Source organism: Bacillus atrophaeus, from assembly GCF_039519175.1.
Taxonomy (GTDB): domain Bacteria; phylum Bacillota; class Bacilli; order Bacillales; family Bacillaceae; genus Bacillus; species Bacillus atrophaeus.
Genome location: NZ_CP154443.1, coordinates 1,518,094 through 1,541,492, shown reverse-complemented (window position 1 = coordinate 1,541,492; position 23,399 = coordinate 1,518,094). Strand labels below are relative to the sequence as shown.

Below are 23,399 nucleotides of genomic sequence, written 5' to 3'. Positions count from 1 at the left end.
TTTTTTATAATTGGTAATCGTCGATTGTCTGTGTTGGATGATGAACGATCGTTTTGATTAACGTATGGAGGTGATTCAATATTTCCTGTATTTGCTCCGCTTCATAGATATTTTGATTATATCCAAACTTCATTGTAAGTTTCTCTTCAGGGAAGCATATAATTCCGTACTTCACATGCGGTTCATCAACGACTTGGTAATCTGTGATGGCAAAATTTCTGTTCTCATTTGAAGAGAAAATGGCTGGGTTGGCGGGATAGTTTTCAAACACCCAAAGATGGTCGGTCAACTGATCGTTCAACTCACTTTGTTTTTGGATCTCAACAAATGAAAAGTAAGCATACTCATTACATTTCAATGTTTCTTGCTGAACTTTTTGCAGAAGATCCACAAAAGATTGCGTTTCTGCCCAGGCTACTCGGATAGGCAAAACATTTGTGAACAGACCAAACATATTTTCAATCCCTTCCACTTTGGGAGGTCTGACTGATACCAGATTGGGTAATACTACTTCTTTCGTTCCATTGTATTTGCCAAGCAATATACCCCATACAGCTAGTAAAGCCGAATTCATGGTTACATGGTGTTTGGTTACAAATGTCCGTAACTGATTGGTCAGATCCTCATCCAACGTTAAATCCATAAATGTGAAGCTTAACTCTTTACTTTGAGTTGGTACTTTCTTTTTGGGAATACTGATTTTTCGATTGTACCCTGATAAATAATCGCGCCAAAAATGGCGTGCTTTCTCATGGTCTTGCTCTAAAGTCCAGTCAATGAATGCTTGAAAAGGTTTTGCTGGAGATAATTCTACTGTAGTTCCCGCATTTTTTGCTTCATAGAGTTGGAATAATTCGTCTACCAAAATACTGACACTCCAACCATCACATAATAGATGATGGGCACTCCAAACTACCTTATGCTCGTCATTCCCTAGTTGAAATACACAGAGACGGGTCATGAGTTCATCATGATTGAACCCTCGACCTGAATTTTCACTCATCCACTGGTCCAAGTATTCCTGCTGCTCCTGTCTCGTCATTTCAATCAAGCTTTGTACCTCTGAAATCATTTGAACATCATGTAACACAGCTTGCCAAGGCTGTTCTTGTTCATCTTGCACAATAATCGTTCTTAGAGAATCATGACGATCAACTAATTGCTTAAAACACTGAATAAAGAGATCTACATCCAGTTTCCCCTCAAGTGTCCAAATCGTTTGTTCAAAATAAGCATTGGTATCGGGTTCAGCTACAGCATGTTCATAAATAACTTGTTGGAAGGGTGCCAATGGATAGATTCGTTCTATTTTTATATCCGGCATTTTTTCTAGTATTTTGTGAAGCGTATGTTGATTAAGCTGTTTATCACTAACATCCAGTGATGTAACTTTATTTTCTTTCTTTTTGTTATCATCTGTTTGTGAGTGTGAAGGATGGTCTAGTCTCTTAACAGAATGAACCATATCACCTAATACAGGGAAGTCAAATAGACTTTTAGGGTCTAACTGAAATCCTTGTGCATAAAGTCGTACAGAAACTTGAATGGCCTTAATCGAATCACCGCCCAAGGCGAAGAAATGATCATTTACTCCGATTTGGTCTGCTTTGAGCACTTCTTGCCATACCCTGGTCAATACTTTTTCCATTTCAGTTTTTGGAGCAATATATACCTCATTTGTTTGTTTCTCCGGAGCAGGAAGCGCCTTTCGATCTAATTTTCCATTAGGGGTCAAGGGCAGTCGCTCCAAATAAACAAAATAAGAAGGGATCATGTACTCTGGCAAGTGGTCTCGCAAATGTTTTCGCAGTTCTGTTGTACTGATATCTTGCTCAGTTACCACATATGCAACTAAAAATTTCATCCCATTCTCATCTGTCTGGTCAATCACTACAGCTTGGTCTACTTGTTTGTAAGTGAGAAGGCAATGGGCGATCTCTTTTAACTCCACTCGATATCCTTGAATTTTGACTTGGTAATCTTGACGTCCTAAAAATTCAATATACCCCTTGGGATGCATCCTGCCACAATCCCCTGTCCTGTAAATAAGACCCAGGTCTGGATGTGACACAAACACTTCGTTCGTTTTCTGTTCATCATTCAAATATCCTTGGGCAAGACCCACTCCCCCAATGTATAAATCACCGATCACACCAACTGGGCACATTTTTTTATCGTAGTTCAGCACATAATACGTTTGGTTTGCCAAAGGCATCCCATATGGAATGCTGTTCCAGTGTGCTTCCACCTGTTTGACTGGATAGTAAATCGACCAAATTGATGCTTCTGTTGCCCCTCCCAGTGAAATGACTTCCGCAACCGGGAAATGTCGTTTTATTTTTTCTGGTAAAGGAAGTGGAATCCAATCCCCGCTATGTAAGACCAAACGCAAGGAAGAATTTTCAAAATGAGAACCTACCTGATCCAATGCCAAATCCATGATTGCAGGTACTGTATTCCAGATCGTAATTCCTCTGCGCTCGACCGTACGGATCAGTTCTTGCATGTCTCTCGGATCACGAATCATCACCAACATTGCACCTGTACTTAACGTTCCAAAAATATCGTATACAGAGAGGTCAAAACACATAGAGGAGATGCCAATAATGCGATCATCTTCATTCACCTGATATTTTTGATTGATATCTTGAATGGTATTTGCAACCGATTGGTGAGTAATGATCACTCCTTTTGGTTTTCCGGTACTTCCTGAAGTATAGATAATATAGGCAAGATCTTCCGGACCAGCAATGGCAGGCAGATCTTCGGCTGCATATGATGACAAATGTTTCTCTTCATAAAGACCAGATTCCAACAAAAGTTTGCATGAGCTATTTTCTAAGATATATGTTTGTCGATCTGGTGGATGATCGGGATCGATGGGTACATAAGCAGCACCTGCTTTTAAAATCCCCACCATATTAACAATCGTATCAACCCGTCTCTGTACCAAAAGACCAACTCTGTCACCTAGACCAATCCCTTGTTCCTGCAAATAGTGAGCAACTTGATTGGAGCGTTGATGAAGGTCTAAGTAAGTCAACCACTCTTGTTCAAAGACTACTGCCACTTGATCAGGGGTACGTTGTACTTGGTCTGCAAACAATTGATACAGGGTAGCGGAAGGTATTTTTTCTGTTGTCTGATTGTACTGCTCAATTAAAGTCTGATCCGATTTTTTCACTTGCAGAGAGGTTACGTCTCTTTGTTTCACCAATTGTTCCAACAGATCGACAAATTGGGAAAACATTGCTTCCATCACATCAACATCAAACAATTCTCCTACATAGTTCCAGCTAATCAATAACTCTCCATTTTTTTCAATTACCACATTATCCAAATATACTTGCGGCGTCCGAGCGTGAATACGGCGGAGAGAGCCAAGCTGCTCCCAAGCAAAAGCACCTGCGCCTGCCAGCATCGAGGTGAAAACAATTGGCATGACTGCTTTTGGTCTCATTTGGTGATAACGAGTAAAATCTCGAATAAAGCTAACTCCATCATAATGACGATGTTCAAGTCCATCTAACAAAGTCGATTGAGTTTGCTCCACTCTGGTAAAGAAAGATTGCTCTGGATTCATATCCATGTCTAACAAGATGAGTGACGTGAAATCTCCAACAATCTGCTCTACTTCTTCATGAACAGGATAACGGTTAAATACAGTCAGGTTAATTGCCAATCGACGTTGATTACTCCAATATGCCAACACTTCTCCATATATCGTACAAAGAAGGGCGGAAGGAGTCACTTCTTTCTCTTGTGCCAGCTTTCGTAACTTCGTCCATTTGTCTTTGTCCAAAATCTTAGTAAGTGATTGAAAGGTAGGTGTAGCAATCTCTGCCGGATCCTTTTTTAACAGCAGAGATGGGGCAAATGGAAAGTCAGGCAGCTTGCTTGTCCAATAATCTTTTGCTTTTTTATATTCTTTGCTTTGTTCCATTTCATCATAGATGAACATGTAATCTTGAAAATCAAAAGAAAGAGATTCCAACCTTTGATCTGGTTTGTGATAATAATGCAACAAATCATGTCCAACAATGTTCATGCTTGCCCCGTCCATCAATAAAGCATCATATCGAAAACATAACAAATAAGTGTCCTCTTTTAAAAGAAAGGCTTTCAATTCAAACAAAGGCCATTGCCCCAAAGGAAATACATGGTTGGTCATTCGAGAACGTTCTTCTTGCAATCGAACATTTTGTTTTCCATCATCTAAACCAGTGAGATCTTCTATTTCAATCTGATAATCAGGAACGTCTTGTAAGATTTGCTGTTTTCCCTCTGGCAAGATCACAGCTCGTAACATAGGATGGCGCTGAATTACCTTTTGGAAACTTTGCGAAAGCCGATTGATATCTAATTTTGTTTCATATTCAGAATACGTTTGAGGTGAAATGCCGCTTAATTCAAACTGCGGATTACGCCCTAACATGTACGCTGTCTGAACTTCTGTTAAGGAAAATGGCTTGGACAAATCTTTAACACGGGTTGGTATTTTATCTAGACTTTCTTCTTTCTGCTCCACTTCTACACAAGAACTAAGTTGAGCAATCGTGAGATGTTTAAAAATATCCCTTGTACTTACTTTCAGATGGTCTTTTCCTAATAAGTTGATAATCTGTAGTGCCTTAATTGACTCTCCTCCTAAGGCAAAAAAGTTATCATGAATACCGATCCGCTCGATCTCCATCACTTTTTCCCATGCTTGCACCAATTTCTGTTCGATTTGATTACGCGGGGCGGCATATGGGATGGATATTTGATCTGATTGAGTTAAATCCAACAACCTTTTTCGATCCACTTTCCCATTTGGATTCAGTGGAATCTCTTTTACCTGAATCATTTTTTCGGGAATCATAAACTCAGGCAATTTATTGTTTAGATATTTTCTGAGCTCTTCAAAAGGGATCTTCTTATCTGATACATAGTAAGCAGCTAACAATTTTCTGTTTCCATCTACCTGATCAACAACAACAGCTCGGCTTATCTCTGGATGTCTCTTTAGCTGAGCCTCGATTTCCCCTAATTCGATCCGATATCCCCGTATTTTCACCTGATGATCCATTCGACCGAGATATTCAAGTTCTCCATTAGGTAACCATCGGACGAGATCACCGGTACGATACATCGTTTCTCCAGCCACAAAAGGATTCGGGACAAATTTTTCATCTGTCAATTTAGATTTGCCAAGATAACCCCGAGCTACCGCCACTCCGGCAACACAGAGCTCTCCCGGCATTCCCCAAGGTTTCATTTGACTATATTTATTTAATACATAAGAACGATAATTGGGATTAGGTTTCCCGATCGTCACTTCTTTGGCGGTACTCAAATCTTTTAATGCTGCACAAAGGGTGGTTTCTGTCGGACCATAGATATTTAAAATTTGCGCTTCGCTGATGCTTCGGATTTTTTCAATCAAATCAATCGAAAATGCTTCTCCTGCTAACAAAATGGACTTTAAATCTCTTAGAAACTCTGCCCCTTCTGGATCACTCAAAATCAATTCCATTCGCGATGGGGTCGATTCCCATAAATCCACCTTATGTTCTTTGACCAAATGAGCCAATTCTTTTGTTGCAAACTGTCCCTCTGTAGCAATGACTACCTTCGAGCCTTGAGTTAAAGGGATACATATTTCTAACAGAGATATATCAAAAGAAACACTGGCAAGAAACAAGAACGACTGATTATCTTTTAGCTTTTCTCTCATAATGCTTAAGAAATGGACGAGGGATCTCTGTTCGACCATTACGCCTTTTGGATTTCCTGTTGATCCTGATGTGTAAATAATATAAGCCAAATCACTAGGTTCACTTTCTCGATCTAGATTGCTTTCTTCACCTTGGAAGAGATGTTCCTCATCAAGATACAACACCTCACCGGCAAATTGCGGCAATTCTTGCTCTGTTCGCTTGCTCAGTAACCATTTTGCTTGACTATCTTGTAACATATATTCAATTCGTTCAATGGGATAGTGAGGATCGATTGGCAGATAAACCCCTCCGGCTTTTAAAATCCCCATCATCCCAATAATCACTTCCAATGATCGATCTACCATAACCCCAATAATACTTTCTTTGGATACACCCTTACTTTGAAGAACAGAAGCCAATTGATTTGCTTTCTTATTCAATTCTCTATATGTCAAAGATTGATCATTACAAATAACAGCAATTTGATCTGGAGTTTTCAACACTTGCTCCTCAAACAAATCCTGAAATGTTTGGGACAAATCTATGCCCATCTGAACTTGATTAAATCCTTCCAGCAACTCTTTTTCTTCTTCCGAAATGATACAGATGTCTTTTACAGCCAGATCAGGATTTCTCAACACTTGCTTTAAAACATAAAGATAAGATTTGGCAAACTGTTGCAAAGGAAAAAGAGAATGAGACTTGCAAGAAAATTGAAATTCAAATTCATTATGCTTTTCATTCCATTTTCTTCGTATCCAGATGGCTAATTCATTCTCTAAGCATTCTTCTATTGAACTCTTATTATGTAATCCTTCCATCCCCAAAACGATTTGAAATGGAGTTGAATAGAGCTTCGCTAATAATTCAGAGAGTGGATAACGCTGATTTTCATAACCAAGTAAAGTCGTTTGTTGAACCTGCTCCACTACTTGCTTAAAGGAGTGATGGGGATCGATTTCAGTTCCTATAGGAAGCAAATCATTCAGATTCTCTCTTTGTTCGTGATCTTTTCCAATTACAGGAACCCCGATTGTGATCCTTTCTTGGTCTGTATAATGTACCAAGCAAACCCTTAAAGCAGCCTGTAACCAGCTAAATAAAAATAAATCCTGTGACTTACTTACTTTTTGTAAACTTTGACTAAGCTCTGCATCCATTATGACTTGAACATGGCCGCATGGATTGTCTTTATTCATTTGATAACCGCTATTAAATAACGAATAATCGGGTACATCGGAAGATAATTGCTCTTTCCAAAACGATTCTGTCACTTTATAATCATGAATCGAACTCAGATCTTTAATTTGCATTTTTATCTTCAGCCCCTTAACATTAATTTCTATCTATTCGCTGATTTTTAACCCAACTTCAATCCCGTGGAGAAATACTTGATGGTTGTCCAAACTTAAAAAGCGATGAATATCCTCAAATTTCATATGCCCAACGGAACAAATCCCCAAGTTTAATGTCTCAGCCACCATATTTAACGTAGCAGTGATGATGCCTGATTCAATGCAAGCAAATAAATAGCCATCTGAACCATATTTAGGCATGGAAGCGTTTGCATTATAGACTAGATAAACCGAAAAGGCAGACTGGGTAAATAATTCCTGGTTAATCATCTCATGGTCACTCTTGATTACTTGGTCAATGTTGTTTACAAGCAAAAGACTATTCTCTGATGGGCTATAATAATAAAAACCAGCTTTCACACCTTCTACACGTTTCGGTTTTATATAAACAAAAATATCAATGGGATAAACTCCGCCCGCACTGGCGTAATGGTAGTAGATTTTTTCTTCTTTCCTCTGTTTGAAAGTTGAGAACAGTTGCGAAATTTCTGAAAAAGGTACGGGGTTTTTCATATCAAATTGGCGGCAAGATCTGCGCTCCCTGATCATAGCGGGAAGCTCACCTTTTGGTTCGAGCTGAATTCCGGTTGACCGCGCAGCAGGATGCATTCGATTTAATTGTTCACTGATATACTTATCTAGATCATCTTTAGAGAAGCGAATCTGATCGCTATATGGATTCGGAAAAATTTTTTCTTGTGTGGAGAAAACTTCTCTTGGATGTAATATGTTACTTATTAACACCCGATTCTTTATCATAAGTTCTACTATTTTTTGTGCCTCTTCTTCACTCCCTAACGAAAAGCGCTCTAATAGCTGACTGACCGTCACCCCCTTTTGAGCAAGAAAATAAAACTCAGGAAACCACTCAGACACAACTCCTGTATATCTCGTTTCCCCTATCAAAACTCCATTATCCCACTTCTCCCAATGCTTAATAGGAGACCAATAATAAATTTGCTCGCTCATATTCCCCTCCATAAAAGGTTAATTTATTTTAAAAATGCAATCTTCCAACCCACAAAAAAACAACCTTTATATCGTACATAAAACTATTCTATAAGTATGATTCTATTCCCTGCTAAAAAATAACTCTATCAATCCATGAATTTCTACTTCGTATTTAAGTCTTAATTTTTTCTTACCCATTCGTTTCTCACCCCCTTCATCTCACCTATACTGAAAGGATACGATATGAAAATAAATAACTGGAACAGTTTTATTTTCACATTTGACTTTGCCCGTACGGAAAGGTGTACATTTGGAGCATGGAGGTGATCGCTTGCTATCGATTGGTGAATTTTCGAAGATATGCAAAGTATCAACAAAAACACTGCGATACTATGATGAAATTGGATTAATCCACCCCGAAGACATTAACCCTGAAAATGGATATCGATATTATTCGATCAGGCAGCTGAAAGAAATGCTCTTGATTAATCGTTTAAAGTCGTATCATTTTTCTCTGGAAGAAATCAAAAACATTCTCGATGTAGAAGAGGATCAGGCAGAAGAAAAGCTTGGTTCTGCCCTTCATCGAAAAAGAAAAGAAGTACAGGAAAAGATCAATGCTTATGAATATACCCTTACACAATTGAACCACGATATTCTGCGTGCAGAGAAAGGCAAACCAATGATGTCATGGCTTGACGATATAGAAGTAGTGCTTGCTGAAACCCAGCCAATGAACATCCTTTATATACGCCAAATGATGAGCAGTGATGACTACACCCTAGGGTATGAGAAGTATTTTAGCAGGCTATATGAAAGAATTGCCGTTGATAAACTTACCTTGCTCGGTACGCCCATGACAATTTATCACAGCCCTGAGTACGACCCTGCCGGCAATGATACAGAGTTTGCGATTCCAATAGAGGAGACTGTAAAGGGTACGAGAGATCTGCCCGGAGGCCTTTGCGCGAAGTCTGTTTTAAAGGGGCCATATGCAGAATTGACCTCGGTATACGCTAAGCTGAGGGAATGGGTCGAAGATGAAGGCTATGAATTGGTGAAATCACCCTATGAAGTGTATGTAACCGATCACCTTCATGCCGCCGTTTCAGAGGATATTGTGACCGAAGTGTATTTTCCAATAAAGAAAAAAGAGAGGTAACTGTCATGCAAAGAAACGACTGGCCAACTGCAAACCCGGCAGCCTTGGGGATGGACGCCGAAAAACTGTCTGAGCTTGATCCTAAGATAAAGTCCGAATACAGCAATATAAACGGTATTGTGGTTGTGAAAAATGGCTGCATCGTTTATGAGCGCTATTATCATGGCTATGGACCGGAAGATACGCATCATGTGGCATCAGTAACCAAAAGTATCATGTCCATTCTCATCGGGATTGCGATAGATACAGGATGCATAAAACATGTCGATCAAAAGGTGCTCGACTTTTTCCCGGAATATATACCCCATCCTGCTGACAAACAGAAACGAGACATCACCATACGCCATCTACTTACAATGACGGCTCCCTATCCATTTGAAGACTTGCACGAACCGCTCGACAAGATGTGTATGCAGCCAGATTGGATCACCTATACGCTGGATATGCTGGGCCAATCAGGAACAATCGGCACATTTAAATACTCCACCGCAGGCGCGCATCTGCTGTCAGCCATCATCACCCGCAGCACAGGCAAAAGCGCCCGCGAGTTTGCCAACGAACACTTGTTTAAACCGCTTGGCATGAAAGAAATTCCCCATTATGAAATGAAATCATTTGGCTTTGACGATCTATTCGGTAAACATGTGAAGGGGTGGGTGAACGACCCGGACGGCAACTCAACCGGAGGATGGGGGCTTACGCTGACTCCACGGGATATGGCACGGTTTGGTTATCTTTATTTGAATCATGGTACTTGGAACAATCAACAGATCATTCCAAGATCATGGATTGGCGAATCAACAGCGATGAACCCCAATAACTACGGCTATCTATGGTGGCTGCGTGATGAGGAAGGTGTTTTCTCATACTCAGCGCTTGGCGATGGCGGTAATGTGATTTGCTGTGTTCCAGAAAAAGACCTGGTCGTAGCGATCGCATCAGAATTCACCATGAATGCTCGTGATAGGTGGCAGTTAATTAAGGAGTGCATTGTCCTGCCTATGAAAGATTAAACTTAAAATGGAGAAGAAAAGCATCGAAATAAGCGGCAGCCTTCTCAATATCTTTCTCCTTAGAGAAGGCTGCCAATAACCGCCAATTAGAAAATCTCGTCCCGTCAATTTTCTAATTTCATCGCGAACTAAATAGAGAATGAGGGTTCCTTATGATTATTTTTACTAAAAATCCCTGAAGGTGTTATTTTCTTAGTCATACAAAACTTCCACATCTACTACCCTACTTTCAATCCTCCTTATCTTTAAGCTGAAAAGCAATCAGCTTTCCTAATGCCTCTTCAGCCGCAAACGGAGCAACTATTCCTGAAGGATGTTCCTGCTCGTGTTTTAGGCATTCATACATCTTCGGTTCAATGCGAGACGGATCGATCCATGCAATACACCAAGACGCCCAAAAGCATGATTGTCCTTCATTTTCTTGAGCGATTTTGATGACAAAGGGCAGACTGGGCTTCCCGATTCTCATGAGTGAAATGGCCGCAGCCATCCTTGTATCTTCGGCATGACTTTTTAATAAACATGACAGCTCCTCCGCTGCTTCACCCGCATCTTCCCCAAACTCACCTAAAACAGCCGCAGCGATATTACGCAAAGAGCCTTCCTCTTTTAAGGCCTCAACCAAAACAGGTATTGCATCTTTTCCTGATTTCTTTAACTCCCCTATCGCTTGAACAATCGTGATCTCATTTGTGTTCGCTAAATTCTGAACAGACAGCGATAATTCATCCCCATTTGATTTCATAAAAGAGCCCCTCCCCTCGTTTGATAACAGACACTCAGCATATTTTTTCCATAGAGATATATCAGTAAGCGCCTTAACTTCCAATTAACATATAAATACCACAAGCACTGTAAATACTCCTGTGAGGAGCTAATAAAATGACTAACAAACTGACCATTTTGACATCATATACTAGTTAGTGTTAACTTGTTTATCAATTAGTATCAGTCCTACTATAAGAAACTCGGCTGCCTTTTTAAATTTCGCAACTTCCTTGACGTTTCCGCGGATGCTTAGGTTTATACGCTCTTGAGTTGCCAGTGCGAATACTGGTGTACCTTGTTCGATCAAGGCAATCGTGCCGTGCTTCAGCTCGCCGCTGGCAAAGCCTTAAGAAATCTCTTTCAGCTTCAGTGCGCCTTCGACACATACAGAACGGTGTCGGTCCTTGGAAGGCTTATGGACGGACTTTGAACAGCTTGTAAAAAACACCCGCTTGTATTTACGAGCGGATGTTAGATCTTTCGAAATGAACCCATTGAATTTTAAGAAGGAAAACAAAGCAGCATATTATTGATTGATATCTTTTAGCGCCTGTTTCGGTTGTGAATGAAAAATCATCAATGATGCAATAATTGCAATCATAACCCCTAATGCACCAATCCAGGTAATCGAGGCCAATGATACGTTTTCTACAAAAACCCCTCCTATTCCTGCTCCGACTGCCATGGCGAATTGCATCATTGACTGATTCATGCTAAGCAAAACACCTGACATTTCCGGTTCTATTGTAGCCAGGTGAAATTGCTGTGTCGGACCGGTAGACCATGCGGCAAACGACCATAATATCAGAATCACCAACACTCCGATATAGGAATGGGTGACAAGTGACAGCAGAATCAGTGTGACGATATGCAATGTCATCCCGCCAACGAGTGTAAAGGGCACTCCCCATTTATCGGTGCTATACCCCCCAAACTTTGATCCAACCAAACTAGCAATTCCAAATATAAGCAAAACACCGCTAAGCAGCTTGCCGCTTATTCCTGAAATGTTCAAGAGATAAGGTGACAAATAGGTATAAGCAACAGAATATCCCCCGAGCCAGAAGAAAGTGATTGATAATCCCATCGCTACTTTCCGTTTTTTTAAAAGAGCAAGCTGTTGAAGCAAGGGTACAGGTTTATCCCCTTCAGTATGCGGAAGAGTAAAGAATATAACGACCATTGCGATCAATCCCAACAAAGCAATTGCACCAAATACAGACTTCCAGCCTAATGTTACTGCTATCATTCTTCCAAGCGGAACACCAATGATTAAAGAAGCGGTAAATCCCATAACGACCGTAGCGATGGCACTGCCCTGCTTCCCTTCCGGCGCAATCTTAGCGGCAATCGTTAATGCGGTTACAACAACAACACCTGCTCCCATCGCCATAATGATCCGCGCTGCAATAAACCATCCATAACCAGGCAGGACAAAGGCCAAGATATTGCCGAACACAAACAAACCGAGAGCATAAATCATCAATCTGCGTCTATCAATACTTGCTGTCAATGCCATAAGTACGGGTGTGAAAAGAGCATATACAAGTGAAAAGATCGTAATAAGCTGGCCCGCGGCAGCCAAGGTTATCCCGAGTGTATGAGCAATGTGATCCAAAATACCGGAAATGATGTACTCTGAAGTTCCGACTAAAAAGCTTACAATGGCTAAAGTATAAATTCTCCAGGTGTTAGACATAAACGTTCACTCCTTAATTATTAATAAAACTACATATCACGAAATATCGATATGTTAATTTTAAAAAATAAACACATCGTAATATGTCGATATGTTTAACGTAAAAATAAACATCTTTTGATGTTTATTTTTTAAATCTCTGTTTTAAGAAAGTCAGCAAGTTTCCCAATGGCTTTTTCATCTCTTTTGTAATACGTGTACTTTCCGATTCGTTCCGCCTTAATCAGGCCGGCTCTTAAAAGGATGGTGAGATATTGGGAAGCCGTTGATTGCGTCATTTTCAATTTGTCTGTTATTTGACTGACACATACCCCGATTGTGTTCATATCAATCCCTTCATGGGGTGCAAAATGACGATCAGGCTCCTTCAGCCATTGTAAAATTTGCAGCCTTGATTCATTTGATAAGGCTTTGAATACTTCAATTGGTTCCATATCGATTATTATATCGTTATATTTCGATATGTCAATTTGTTTTTTCGTTTTTGATGACTGACTTCTTAAAAATCTGAAGACTTATTTCAGTCCCGTTGGAGGTATTACAGAACTTAACTTTCGCATATCTACTGCTAGATTGACCATTAGAAAGCGTTGCTTTATATATACTTTGCTCTAATACTGCTTTTTTATCTCTCCAATATCCATAACATCATAAATTTTCGCTTCAAAGCCATAATGATGCATGTGTTTGCTCCGCGAGCGGCAACTTCCTTGACGTTTCCGCGAATGCTTGTGTTCGGGTATTTAAGAATGTTTTTCATGACTTCCAGTTAAAATGAATTTAATATTGTTCAAGTGATCCACCAGCATCACATTCATGTATTTTAAATAGACTGTAAAAAACATCCGCTCGTAACAAAAGCGGATGTTAGATTTTTCAAAATGAACCATTGAATCTTTTGGAAAAACAAGACAGTGTGTTATGAATTGATATCTCTTTGCATCCGCTTAGGTTGTGAATTTAAATCATCAATGATGCAAGAGCTGTAAAATTATGTTCAATTAATAATAACTTCCGTCCTGTTCAAAAAAGTAAAATTTTAAACGAATAACCCGAATGTTTCAGACCTCTACTTAGCTCTACTAGTAATCGCAGACATTTTTGAGTAGCAGTGTTTAATAAAACATTTTAATTCTTTATATTATAATTTTTTCTCCAGATCATTACATAATTTAAATACCATCACTCGTTCACCTGTCCGAGAGCTTAAATCAGTATGAAAACTTTTCACTTTTTCTCCAGTTATCGTTAGGATGATATCCTTAAGACCATCTATACCTGATTCAACTAATTCCGAACGAGTTTGTTTTATAGATAACATACCCTCTTTTGTTCCACAAACTGTATATTCAGCTGGTGTTAAAATTCCCTTTAAATTAACAATGATCATATCCCGCAATATATCAGTCTTAACAGACACAGACCCGCGCCCAAGATAATCCTTTTCCCATTGCGTAATTGACTTACTGATCTCTGATTCATAAGAACCCTTCGATTTCTTCATATATAAAACATCTCCTGGCAAAATAATTAGCAGCATATTCTATTTGTTAGTTCGTCTCATTAATATTCTCTTACAACATGTCCTTCATATACACCTTCAATATCCAAATCAGTTTTACCGTTTCTAGAGACCACTATCATTTTGGATAACATATTTTCTTCCATCATAGAGTGTACATGCAAAATACGAATGCTCCCTAAATGGGTTTCCTCAACTTCTTCATAAGATTTTAAATGATAAAAATCAATTGCTTTTCTAATTATTTTTTTCAGACATTCCATATTTTCACGATCAAACTGACTCATTTCCTCTATTGTTTTCGTGACAAAATCAGTTAAATTAGCGCCCATTACATTCTCCTTAGACCTGCTTTCTCCCCCATATATGGTGCATAGAAGTTGACTCCTTCCATTTCATCATGACAAGCAATGATCAGGTAAGCTTGACGCCGTTTTAATAGCAGGAACCTCAACAATTGAGGATTTTCCATCCTTATGATTAACAATTAAACCTTTAACTTTAACATATGACGGCACTAGTGGATGATTACGAATGATATCAACACTTTTTTCGATAGCGTCACTACTATTTTCATCCCCATTTAGCCATTCATCGAATGTACCACCTGAAAATTCAGGCCTGCAATTTTGAAAAAGATAATCCAATGTTTGTATTTTATCTTTCATTGTTTCAAGTTGAGTTAGTACATTACCTGTTGAAGTTCTCTTATCTTTTGTTCCTACAACAAAAATCTCCTCAACATTTTCCTGATAAATTGCAATAATAACAGACCTCATTATTTCTTCATAAGGATGTGAGATAGCGGCACCATAGCTTTGTAGAGTCAACATATTTTCTGCTGGAGTGTTAGTCACTTCTTGTAAAATAGGCTCCAAGCCGTTTTCAATGTCCGTCAAAAATAATACTTTTTTATTTTTATTTACATTCATATAGCACACCTCTTCTTTATGTTTATCATTTTTATATTGAGTAACAAATCCATTTGATAAATGTTTATATTAATAGTTACCAGCTTTCCCAACATCCTTCTGGATCAATACTAGCCAGTCGAACCCATCCATTTTGGACTTTTTGCAGAAATACTGAGTCATTATTTAATAACCGTTCTACATGTTGTCTAGGTGCTTGGATGACAATCAACAAACGAAGAGGAGAATGATAAGCCTCATGATCTGATTGCATGACGGATTGCCAAGGCAGTCCGGCTAACAAGTCACTTGCATTCCCCTGCATAACTCCGAGACCTGCAGTAACGGTTTGAGTTGCTTTATTTCCGCTGCCATAATAATGAGGTGCTACTGTTGATGCATAATATTGTAAATTAATCCATTGGGCCACAGTTCCAGGTCCTGCAATAATATTTGCTAGGAGTTCACCGCTTTCATCCTGCTTCCAATCATAATTATGAAGGAAAGCTCTTCCTTCCAAATCACAATCCTGTGTTAGTTCACGTTGGCCGATAATAAAAGCGGCATTACGAGCCAGTCCCCATTCCGGACGTATCTCACTCCAATCTTCCGCAAATCGGTGTGCCTCAGCCTTCGGATTTTTAAGTTTCGATTGGAAATTCGGTAATTGGGCTAGACGTTCTGCATTTACGTTATGTCTCACTTTCGGCATAATAGCTTCGATATGTTCAAATGCTTCCTGTGCAGCTTCGGAAAGTTCTGGTACATAAAGCCAATGTAATTCATCCACCGTTGTATTATGTTCAGCGGCGGCAAAAACCGTATCCTCCGGGATTTTAATTCCTTCAGTTAAAAGAACTTCTCTTACCTCTGAAAGATTACATAAAGCAGCTAAAACTCTTGCATTGAATCCGCCGGCTGCTCCACCGCAGGCACCACAGTCAAGAGCCGCGGCATAAGGATTATTGGTGCTTTGACTACCATGTCCGCATATCACAACTAATGGTGCGAAATTTTCTGTTAACCCCATCATTTTTAGAGCTTGGCGAGCATAGTTCACTTTTTCTTCTTCAGTAAAACCCACAGGTATCTCTGCCTCTATGTCATTAACATGATGAATCGAGAGTTTTGTATCCGGTTTCCGTAACCAAGTCTCACGAAGATTACGAATAAAACGATCTGCTCTTCTTGGCACAAAGCTGCGTGCCACCATTTGCAGACTAAGCCAAGGTCCGCTTAGCTCAGGTAGAAGTAAGCTCGTAAGTACATTCTGTTTCATCGTTTTAAATGTATGGCTTAAGGAATGAACTGCCTGCTTGCGTTGGTTGTACTTTTCAAGTACATCTTCATCTACGAACTCTTTTATTTTATGTTGTGGTTTTTGTATGACCGGCAAGGAGGCATGACTGTGTTTACCGCCAAGTTCACAAGTTGCAATCGGCACCCCGAAGAAACCAGCAATACCAATCGTTTCAAACGGACCTTCTTTTTCTAGTTGACGACGAAAAGGTTCTGATCGTACATCGATGCAGAATGCTAATTGAGCTAATGTAGATTTTTTACCGTTGGTTTCACGTTGTTTTGAGATGATTTTCTGACTTAATCGATCAGTGTATGTTTGTTCCCAAGCTTCTAGCCAAAGTTTCCTGCGAAGTTTCTCATCAAAGCTATAGGCAAATGATAAATATTCGTTTTGTTCATCGGCCGACATCTGTGGCCATTCCTCTAATGTAAGTCCCCCCCAATGAATCCAAGCTGCTAAAAGGGGAGTAATCGAAACGTTTTTCTCAGATCGTTTATTATTGAAAGGTAAATAAGGCTTTATAAGAGCCCACTCCATGGATATTCGGACCGCTAAATAATCTGTCAGGAGTGCATGTTCATGGCTCGATTGTTGGGAGCGCCAAAGCATCATCCCTGCCCATCCAGGTAAGGAAAGTAAATGACCTTCAAGATAAGCCTGAATTTCTGATTCTGGGATTTCTAGCGCAACTAAGGCTTCCTGTAAAGCCAAATGTGCCTCTTGCGGCCAACCTTTTAACCTTTCACGCTGCTTTTTACTAAGTGCTGGATCATATTGAATGAGATGCTGCCAGGCACGATAGAAACCTTCCTCACGATTGGGCATTGTCCAACCTGCTTGAGAGTCATCAAGATATAATTTACTCCACTTAATGACATGATGATCCAGTATATTGACTAACCTTTCACCATCCTGATTCTCTATATACGAACTGATTGGTTGCATAAAAACATTCTCGATATGATCCAATCCACTGCATTCATTCACCAATTGCTCCAGCTTATGTGATGATAAAAGGTTGGAAGGCAGTGGTTCTAATTTTAATCCAGCATGACAAAATCGCTCCGCCACGTCCCGCGGGATGTTAAAGGAATATGAATCAAGCCAACGCTGTAGCCCCATTTCCACAAAATCTTCATCAATCTCACCTTTATTCTTTGCTGAACGAATCATAGACGCACTAGGGTATATATCAACATCACGAGTATTTTTCAGCCAACTTGCAACCTGATCAAAAGGTTGGTTTTCAAGTCCCATCCACGGGTTACGTGCGGCAAAGGTAGAAATAGGCCAAAGTGGCGCAATCACTCGGCTGGCAGATTCGATTAAAACGTTAAGATCTCTTTCTTGAACATCAATATCTGTCTCTTTCTTTTTTACATTCTCTTTCGTTAATACGGATGTAATGCCCATCTCTGATTAGCTCCTTATGATAAATATTGTTTAAGGTAGTCTGGGTGATTCTCTACTGTCTTTGATTTTGCTTCACCTAATCGTACTAACCGAAGATAGAGTACTGCGAAGAAAACGGAAGAACGATGACGAGCTACCCACGTACCTAAAGCACTACCAATAAGTAAGAGACATACGACAATGATGACAGCTGACATCGGAGGTTGAACACTTTGAAAAATGGTTGTATGCAGCCACTTATAGAAGAGGTTATGAATGATAAAATATACGAGGGCTGCTCCTCCTAAAAATGTTAAGCCAGCAATTCGACCAATTCTCCCCTCTCCAAAAGCTACGAGCTGAGTCCAGGAAACGGACAATGACCACGCTAAGATCAGCGCACTAATTAATTGATACCCCTCTCCAGGAGCAATGAGCCAAAAAGCAACGCCTATAACTAAGGATAAAATCCGACCAGCTATGATCCATAAATAGGATGTTCCTTCATTAGCGCGAGCTGATCCTTCATGACGCCGTACTGCCGAACCAGCCTTTAAAAACAACGTAGCTTTGAATAAACCATGTAAAATAAGATGAATAATGGCTGCTATATAGGCTCCTAATGCACACTGGATGAGCATAAATCCCATTTGTCCAATCGTTGAGCCTACTAACTGGCGTTTATAGTCAACCTGGACTAAACTAATACCAGTTCCAATCAATACTGAAATGCTAGCAAGTATAAGTAAAATAATCGAAGCTATACCTCCATTAAATAGAGGTGAAAATCGAGCCAGTATGATCCCGCCTGCATTTACTAAACCTGCGTGCATAATCGCAGAAACAGGAGTTGGAGCAACAATAGACTCAATTAACCATCTTTGAAATGGCCATTGAGCTGCAGGAATGATCACTGCTAATACAATCAATAGATTAATCCCTGTTCTCTCCCATGCCCCCAATTGAGCTAAGCTTTCATTTGTTAAAACCAATGATAACTGCCATTGACCTGTGACTTGAAAAAGCCAAACCATCGCGAAAAACAAAGAAAACCAGCTTAACAAAAATAATCGACCAGTAACCTTGGCTGCTTCACTGGCCACTTGCCAAGCACTGTTTAACCTGATAAGCAGGGTTAAACCGACAAGAGTTGCTCCCCAAAATATAACCATCAAGCGGAGATCACCACTTAACCATGCAACTGAAGCAGCACCTGTAGTGAAAGTAAAAAGTGTAAAATATTTTCGATAAGATCGATCACCCATTAAGTAACGTACAGAAAAACGCTGAATGATTAGACCAATTGCCAAAACAAAGAAAGTCATTAACCAAGCTAAGGAGTCTAAGTACCAAGGGCCAACATTCCCATTCACACTCCTATTGGCAAGAATCACTAAGGAAACCAACGGTGGTAAAGCCAAGATACCGATATGAATGCGAACAAAACTCAAGGGTACGCGTGGATGTAAAAATAATAGTCCACTTATCCCAGAAGCAATAAGCATAATAAAAAATAATGTTAACAATGATGACAAATTCAGCGAATCTAACATTTCAAATTCTCCCTTTTTAAATGTCGTTATTGTTCAAAAGACCTTTAAGTCAGATCATATTTTTCTATAATTTAATACAAATTTTATTTATCTCTATTTTTTTCCAATAAAAAAACCGACAACTTCAAAATTTCAATGATATTTTTGATCATTGAATCTTGAAAATTGTCGGCTTCACTTCAACTAACTTCTGCGAAGTTTTTTGAAGAGCTACCTTATTATTGGTCATTTTACTTTATACTATGTTTTAACTTCCTTCTAAAGGAATGAAATTATCGTTATTTAATATAGTGCTTGATTATCAAATAAATCGACTTATGTTTCTCTTCCATTTAAATTAGGATTCTTTTTCATCCAGTCAAGATTAGTTGAAAGAATGCTAAAGACCTAATAATTAAACAAACGAAAATAAACATCTGTGCCGTTATTAAGTTAAGTATAAGATATGCTAAATTTTAAAAGTTGTCAAGCTGTTGGAATACAGAGAATGACGTATCAAACCCTTCATTCCCTCTGAAGATACATCCTGTACATTTAACCAAGGCTCATCATATCTACCATTCTATTTTTTTGTAGAAACCCATGAAATGATGGTAGCTCCTGCATCGCTGGTTTAAATGAACTACGACATTTACATAACTCCTGGTTTTAATGGTTTTAAAAAGCATAGTAACTGTTCTTACATTAAAACTCATTTTATTACTCATTGCTAGATGAAGCTTGCTTTTCCAGATCGAGGAGCAGTGTCTTCATTTCAAATCCGCCCCGATAGCCAGTTAATGAGCCATTCTTTCCTATTACACGATGGCACGGTACAGTAATTATTACCGGATTAGCCCCAATAGCGGCGCCTACAGCTCGAACAGCTGCGGGTTTATTTATATCATTTACAATGTCGGAATAGGATTTCGTTTGTCCATAAGGGATTTCACAAGTGCATTCCAGACTGCTAGCTGAAATGTCATACCTACGTACTCAATTGGAACAGTAAAGTTTTTCCGGTTTCCTTCTAGATACTGAGTAATTTCAACGACATAGGGATCAAGCTTTTCATCATCTTCAACAAGAGGACTTCCTGGAAAGCGTTTCTTAGCCCATTCGAACAATTCCTCGAATGGTTTGTTCTGTGAACCTACAAACACAAGCCCCTTTGACGTTGAAGCAATATACAAATTCCAATTCTTAAACATTAGTAAAGACCAATAAAGGGTTGGTTTACTCTTTGTTTCCATTGTACGTTTCCTCCACTTTACTCATTTGACGAAATTGTGCTGGTGTCTGTCCAGTTTTCTTTTTAAATAAGGTAATAAAATAAGACGTGTTGGCCATACCCACACATATGGCGATATCCCCAATCGCTTTATTTGTTTGAATCAAATACTTTTTGGCCGCGTGTACTCTAACTTGTTGTATATACTCAACCAGCGTTATGCCTTTAATCTTTTTAAATGTTCGATGCATATGATACGGACTCCCATGACAAATATTTGCTAACGATTCTAGAGTTAATTTTTCTGTGAATTTTTTATCAATGTATTCAGTAATGAAATCAACCCACTCGCTATCAGGCAGATTTTCATTAGTGGGCCTGCAACGTTTACAAGGGCGAAAATTTGCGCGGAGAGCTTGTTCTGCGTTTGGAAAGATGCATACATTCTCTTTTTTCGGAACGCGAGATTTACAGGATGGTTTACAGAATATCCCTGTCGACTTTACAGCATATAAAAATTGATTATTGTACGCTGCATCATTATTTATAATTGCTTGCCACTGTTCATCTGTTATTATTTCTACATCATTCGAAATTCTATGATCATGGCTCTCTTTATGTCCGTTATTGATACTATCCGGCATTTATCTCACCTCTCCTTACAATGCTCATCTAATTCATTTTGAATTGAATCCCAATTTACGTTTTCAACACGTGTTTTTATATCTTGGGCGATTTTAATCCACTCCCGTTTAGCATTCTTGATAACTAACACTATAACCTCATAAATAGAAAAAAATAAGGTGGTTAGAATGTAATAGCAAGATAACAAAATGAGTAAAGCTTATTATGTGATAAAGTAAAATTTCAATCAGTGTGAGTTTTCTTATAATTATTTAAGATAAAGAGAATGAATAAGTGACATGGCATGAAGTCAATGACGTTATTGTAATTACATTACCTGAAGATTTCGACATGAATGTTAACCTAGGCTATCTGACTAGGGAAAAAAATGAATGCATGTATGAAATAGAGAACGATATAATTACAAAAGTTATAGCCATTGGAGAAATTCGGTCCTTAGTACAGATAAGCGTAATCAATAATAAACAAATGGTTGTTCAATTCCTAAACGATTCTAGACCTATTGAAAAGTGGAAACGGGAAAAGGTTGTAAAATATATTCATGAATGGTTTGATCTTGATAACGATTTAACACCATTTTATGAAATGGCAAAAGTAGATCCATTACTTCAAATGCCTACCCGAAAATTTTATGGATTGCGCGTTATCGGCATTCCCGATTTATTTGAAGCTTTATGTTGGGGAGTGTTAGGGCAACAAATTAACTTAGCCTTCGCGTACTCCTTAAAGATGGCGATTCTATCGAATGGAATGGTAAAAAGTATTGGGTGTTCCCACCATACGAACGAATTGCACAGTTAACACCTACCGACTTAGCAGATATTAAAATGACGGTAAAAAAAAGTGAATATATCATTGGAATTGCCAGATTAATGGCCAGTGGAGAATTATCGAGGGAAAAATTAATGAAAATGAACTTTAAAGATGCTGAAAAAAACTTAATTAAAATACGAGGAATCGGTCCTTGGACAGCCAATTATGTTCTAATGCGCTGCCTTAGGTTCCCGACAGCTTTTCCAATCGATGATGTGGGCCTTATTAATTCGATAAAAATATTACGTAATATGAACCGAAAGCCTACGAAAGATGAAATCTTAGAAATATCGTTTTCCTGGAAAGAATGGGAATCATACGCTACCTTTTATTTGTGGCGTGTCCTTTACTGAATAATTACGACTAAACCACAAATGTACGCAATAAAAAGCAGACTTACCTTTAAAACCTAAGGCCCACAATTTAATGTCATGAATTTCTCGCCCTTTATTAATTGTCATAAAAAATCTGTTGTCATTACAATAGGCTCTCCGGTTTTCGGATTTCTAAGGTCCTTTATTCCAAGTTCACCTGCTATTTCAGTGAAGCAAAAGCAGTTTCGCTCCACTGAAAAATTCATGCAGTCTACTAGTTTTAAAGCCTTTTAAGCTCGTTGACCAGCCTTATGTAGAAACATCTTAAATCTATAGCCATGGGCCGATCGAAGTCGGGTCCTATACCACACCTTTTTTTATTCATTTTTCCACTGTAGATGTTCTTTTTCTTTTGGACATAAAAACACCCCTTTAGACAATTATAGTGAGTAGCTTTGGAATAAAGTTTGATCGAAAGCGTGCCGAAAACATTGATTTTATAGTGAGAAGAAAACCATGCATTTTGAAAAAAGATTGATTAAAATTAAAGTTCGTTAGCTTCAGCTACTCTATTAAATTCATTCCAATTATAATAAGGATAATCATTTGAGGTTAAAAAGAAATTTTCTCTTGCGGTAACGATTAATGATTTCACTGTATATTCATCACTTACATCTTGAATATCAAATAAATCTAAAACTAAATTTTTATTTAACTCAATTACTTCATGTCTATTCTTAATTTTTTCAATAGTATTCTTTTTACTAATTTTCTTTTCATCTTTAAATCTCATTTCTTTTAATGAAATCGCAGGTTGATAATACTTTACTTCTATATTAAATATAATTTTCTTTTTTTCATCCAAGGCTAATACATCAATATCACCTTTATTAGCTAAAATATTTTTATTCTCACTGATAATTTTATTTATTTCGAATCTTGGAACGAAAATATTTTTTCCATTATATTTCTTTTTCTCTGAAGGTAAACGATATCCATGATTCATTAAAACATCTACAACGCTAGCAACAAAATAACACGTCATATGTTTAGTTATTTCATCCATTTCAGTATTCATTAAAGACATAT

The 23,399-nt window shown here is 38.5% G+C and carries 14 protein-coding genes and 4 pseudogenes; 3 read left to right on the top strand and 15 right to left on the bottom strand.

Annotated elements, in window-relative coordinates:
- Positions 1 to 4: 4 nt before the first annotated feature.
- Together AAHT65_RS08065 and AAHT65_RS08060 are read right to left on the bottom strand one after the other, a co-directional pair.
- Entirely contained in the window at positions 5 to 7,012 is a 7,008-nt protein-coding gene (locus AAHT65_RS08065; RefSeq protein ID WP_343311300.1) for an amino acid adenylation domain-containing protein, read from the bottom strand.
- A gap of 33 nt (positions 7,013 to 7,045) precedes the next feature.
- The gene (locus tag AAHT65_RS08060; protein ID WP_343311299.1) at positions 7,046 to 8,023 is read right to left on the bottom strand and encodes a SagB/ThcOx family dehydrogenase; all 978 of its coding nucleotides are present in this window, start codon (positions 8,021 to 8,023) and stop codon (positions 7,046 to 7,048) included.
- Between the two features lie 313 nt (positions 8,024 to 8,336).
- Between AAHT65_RS08060 and AAHT65_RS08055 the strand changes: the two genes are divergently transcribed.
- Complete coding sequence (locus tag AAHT65_RS08055; RefSeq protein WP_343311298.1) at positions 8,337 to 9,167, top strand: MerR family transcriptional regulator; 831 nt, start codon at positions 8,337 to 8,339, stop codon at positions 9,165 to 9,167.
- Between the two features lie 5 nt (positions 9,168 to 9,172).
- Positions 9,173 to 10,180, top strand: a complete 1,008-nt coding sequence (locus tag AAHT65_RS08050; RefSeq protein WP_343311297.1) for a serine hydrolase — start codon at positions 9,173 to 9,175, stop codon at positions 10,178 to 10,180.
- Between the two features lie 229 nt (positions 10,181 to 10,409).
- Here AAHT65_RS08050 and skfG read toward each other — a convergent pair whose 3' ends face one another.
- From skfG to AAHT65_RS07995, 12 genes and pseudogenes are all read right to left on the bottom strand, one after another.
- Positions 10,410 to 10,925, bottom strand: coding sequence for a sporulation killing factor biosynthesis/export protein SkfG (gene skfG, locus AAHT65_RS08045; RefSeq protein ID WP_343311296.1), 516 nt, complete (start codon positions 10,923 to 10,925; stop codon positions 10,410 to 10,412).
- 243 nt (positions 10,926 to 11,168) lie between these two features.
- Positions 11,169 to 11,336 (bottom strand): annotated as a pseudogene (locus tag AAHT65_RS08040) (hypothetical protein); the annotation flags it as partial.
- Positions 11,337 to 11,474: 138 nt separating this feature from the next.
- Positions 11,475 to 12,647 (bottom strand): MFS transporter, encoded by a 1,173-nt coding sequence (locus AAHT65_RS08035; protein ID WP_343311295.1) that lies wholly within the window; start codon positions 12,645 to 12,647, stop codon positions 11,475 to 11,477.
- 131 nt (positions 12,648 to 12,778) lie between these two features.
- On the bottom strand, positions 12,779 to 13,081 hold the full coding sequence (locus AAHT65_RS08030) for a metalloregulator ArsR/SmtB family transcription factor (RefSeq protein WP_343311294.1): 303 nt from the start codon (positions 13,079 to 13,081) through the stop codon (positions 12,779 to 12,781).
- Positions 13,082 to 13,320: 239 nt separating this feature from the next.
- Positions 13,321 to 13,392, bottom strand: a pseudogene (locus AAHT65_RS21620) (hypothetical protein); the annotation flags it as partial.
- A 396-nt stretch (positions 13,393 to 13,788) separates the two neighbouring features.
- Positions 13,789 to 14,151 carry a DUF2294 domain-containing protein gene (locus AAHT65_RS08025; protein ID WP_061570988.1) on the bottom strand — a complete coding sequence of 121 codons (363 nt, stop codon included), beginning with the start codon at positions 14,149 to 14,151 and terminating at the stop codon, positions 13,789 to 13,791.
- Between the two features lie 59 nt (positions 14,152 to 14,210).
- Entirely contained in the window at positions 14,211 to 14,501 is a 291-nt protein-coding gene (locus AAHT65_RS08020; RefSeq protein ID WP_088116385.1) for a DUF6407 family protein, read from the bottom strand.
- 66 nt (positions 14,502 to 14,567) lie between these two features.
- Positions 14,568 to 15,101 (bottom strand): carbonic anhydrase, encoded by a 534-nt coding sequence (locus AAHT65_RS08015; protein WP_088116384.1) that lies wholly within the window; start codon positions 15,099 to 15,101, stop codon positions 14,568 to 14,570.
- Between the two features lie 76 nt (positions 15,102 to 15,177).
- A complete protein-coding gene (locus tag AAHT65_RS08010) occupies positions 15,178 to 17,796 on the bottom strand; it encodes a YbcC family protein (protein WP_343311293.1) in 2,619 nt (872 codons plus the stop codon).
- 14 nt (positions 17,797 to 17,810) lie between these two features.
- Complete coding sequence (locus AAHT65_RS08005; RefSeq protein ID WP_343311292.1) at positions 17,811 to 19,328, bottom strand: NADH dehydrogenase subunit 5; 1,518 nt, start codon at positions 19,326 to 19,328, stop codon at positions 17,811 to 17,813.
- A gap of 699 nt (positions 19,329 to 20,027) precedes the next feature.
- A pseudogene (gene adaB, locus AAHT65_RS08000) lies at positions 20,028 to 20,560 on the bottom strand (methylated-DNA--[protein]-cysteine S-methyltransferase).
- Positions 20,544 to 21,182 carry a bifunctional transcriptional activator/DNA repair enzyme AdaA gene (locus AAHT65_RS07995; protein WP_343311291.1) on the bottom strand — a complete coding sequence of 213 codons (639 nt, stop codon included), beginning with the start codon at positions 21,180 to 21,182 and terminating at the stop codon, positions 20,544 to 20,546. The pseudogene adaB and the gene AAHT65_RS07995 overlap by 17 nt, the downstream one beginning before the upstream one ends.
- A 274-nt stretch (positions 21,183 to 21,456) precedes the next feature.
- Here AAHT65_RS07995 and AAHT65_RS07990 point away from each other — a divergent pair.
- Positions 21,457 to 22,349: pseudogene (locus AAHT65_RS07990) on the top strand (DNA glycosylase).
- 505 nt (positions 22,350 to 22,854) lie between these two features.
- Here the strand turns inward: AAHT65_RS07990 and AAHT65_RS07980 are convergent.
- Positions 22,855 to 23,397, bottom strand: coding sequence for a hypothetical protein (locus AAHT65_RS07980; RefSeq protein ID WP_343311290.1), 543 nt, complete (start codon positions 23,395 to 23,397; stop codon positions 22,855 to 22,857).
- Positions 23,398 to 23,399 lie beyond the last annotated feature (2 nt).

What these genes read in the sequence shown, in the direction of transcription:
- AAHT65_RS07995 (WP_343311291.1), bottom strand. Translation starts at nt 21,182, where the DNA reads ATGCCGGATAGTATCAATAACGGACATAAAGAGAGCCATGATCATAGA.
- AAHT65_RS08050 (WP_343311297.1), top strand. Translation starts at nt 9,173, where the DNA reads ATGCAAAGAAACGACTGGCCAACTGCAAACCCGGCAGCCTTGGGGATG.
- AAHT65_RS08030 (WP_343311294.1), bottom strand. Translation starts at nt 13,081, where the DNA reads ATGGAACCAATTGAAGTATTCAAAGCCTTATCAAATGAATCAAGGCTG.
- AAHT65_RS08065 (WP_343311300.1), bottom strand. Translation starts at nt 7,012, where the DNA reads ATGCAAATTAAAGATCTGAGTTCGATTCATGATTATAAAGTGACAGAA.
- AAHT65_RS08010 (WP_343311293.1), bottom strand. Translation starts at nt 17,796, where the DNA reads ATGGGCATTACATCCGTATTAACGAAAGAGAATGTAAAAAAGAAAGAG.
- skfG (WP_343311296.1), bottom strand. Translation starts at nt 10,925, where the DNA reads ATGAAATCAAATGGGGATGAATTATCGCTGTCTGTTCAGAATTTAGCG.
- AAHT65_RS08035 (WP_343311295.1), bottom strand. Translation starts at nt 12,647, where the DNA reads ATGTCTAACACCTGGAGAATTTATACTTTAGCCATTGTAAGCTTTTTA.
- AAHT65_RS08025 (WP_061570988.1), bottom strand. Translation starts at nt 14,151, where the DNA reads ATGAAGAAATCGAAGGGTTCTTATGAATCAGAGATCAGTAAGTCAATT.
- AAHT65_RS07980 (WP_343311290.1), bottom strand. Translation starts at nt 23,397, where the DNA reads ATGTCTTTAATGAATACTGAAATGGATGAAATAACTAAACATATGACG.
- AAHT65_RS08060 (WP_343311299.1), bottom strand. Translation starts at nt 8,023, where the DNA reads ATGAGCGAGCAAATTTATTATTGGTCTCCTATTAAGCATTGGGAGAAG.
- AAHT65_RS08020 (WP_088116385.1), bottom strand. Translation starts at nt 14,501, where the DNA reads ATGGGCGCTAATTTAACTGATTTTGTCACGAAAACAATAGAGGAAATG.
- AAHT65_RS08015 (WP_088116384.1), bottom strand. Translation starts at nt 15,101, where the DNA reads ATGAATGTAAATAAAAATAAAAAAGTATTATTTTTGACGGACATTGAA.
- AAHT65_RS08005 (WP_343311292.1), bottom strand. Translation starts at nt 19,328, where the DNA reads ATGTTAGATTCGCTGAATTTGTCATCATTGTTAACATTATTTTTTATT.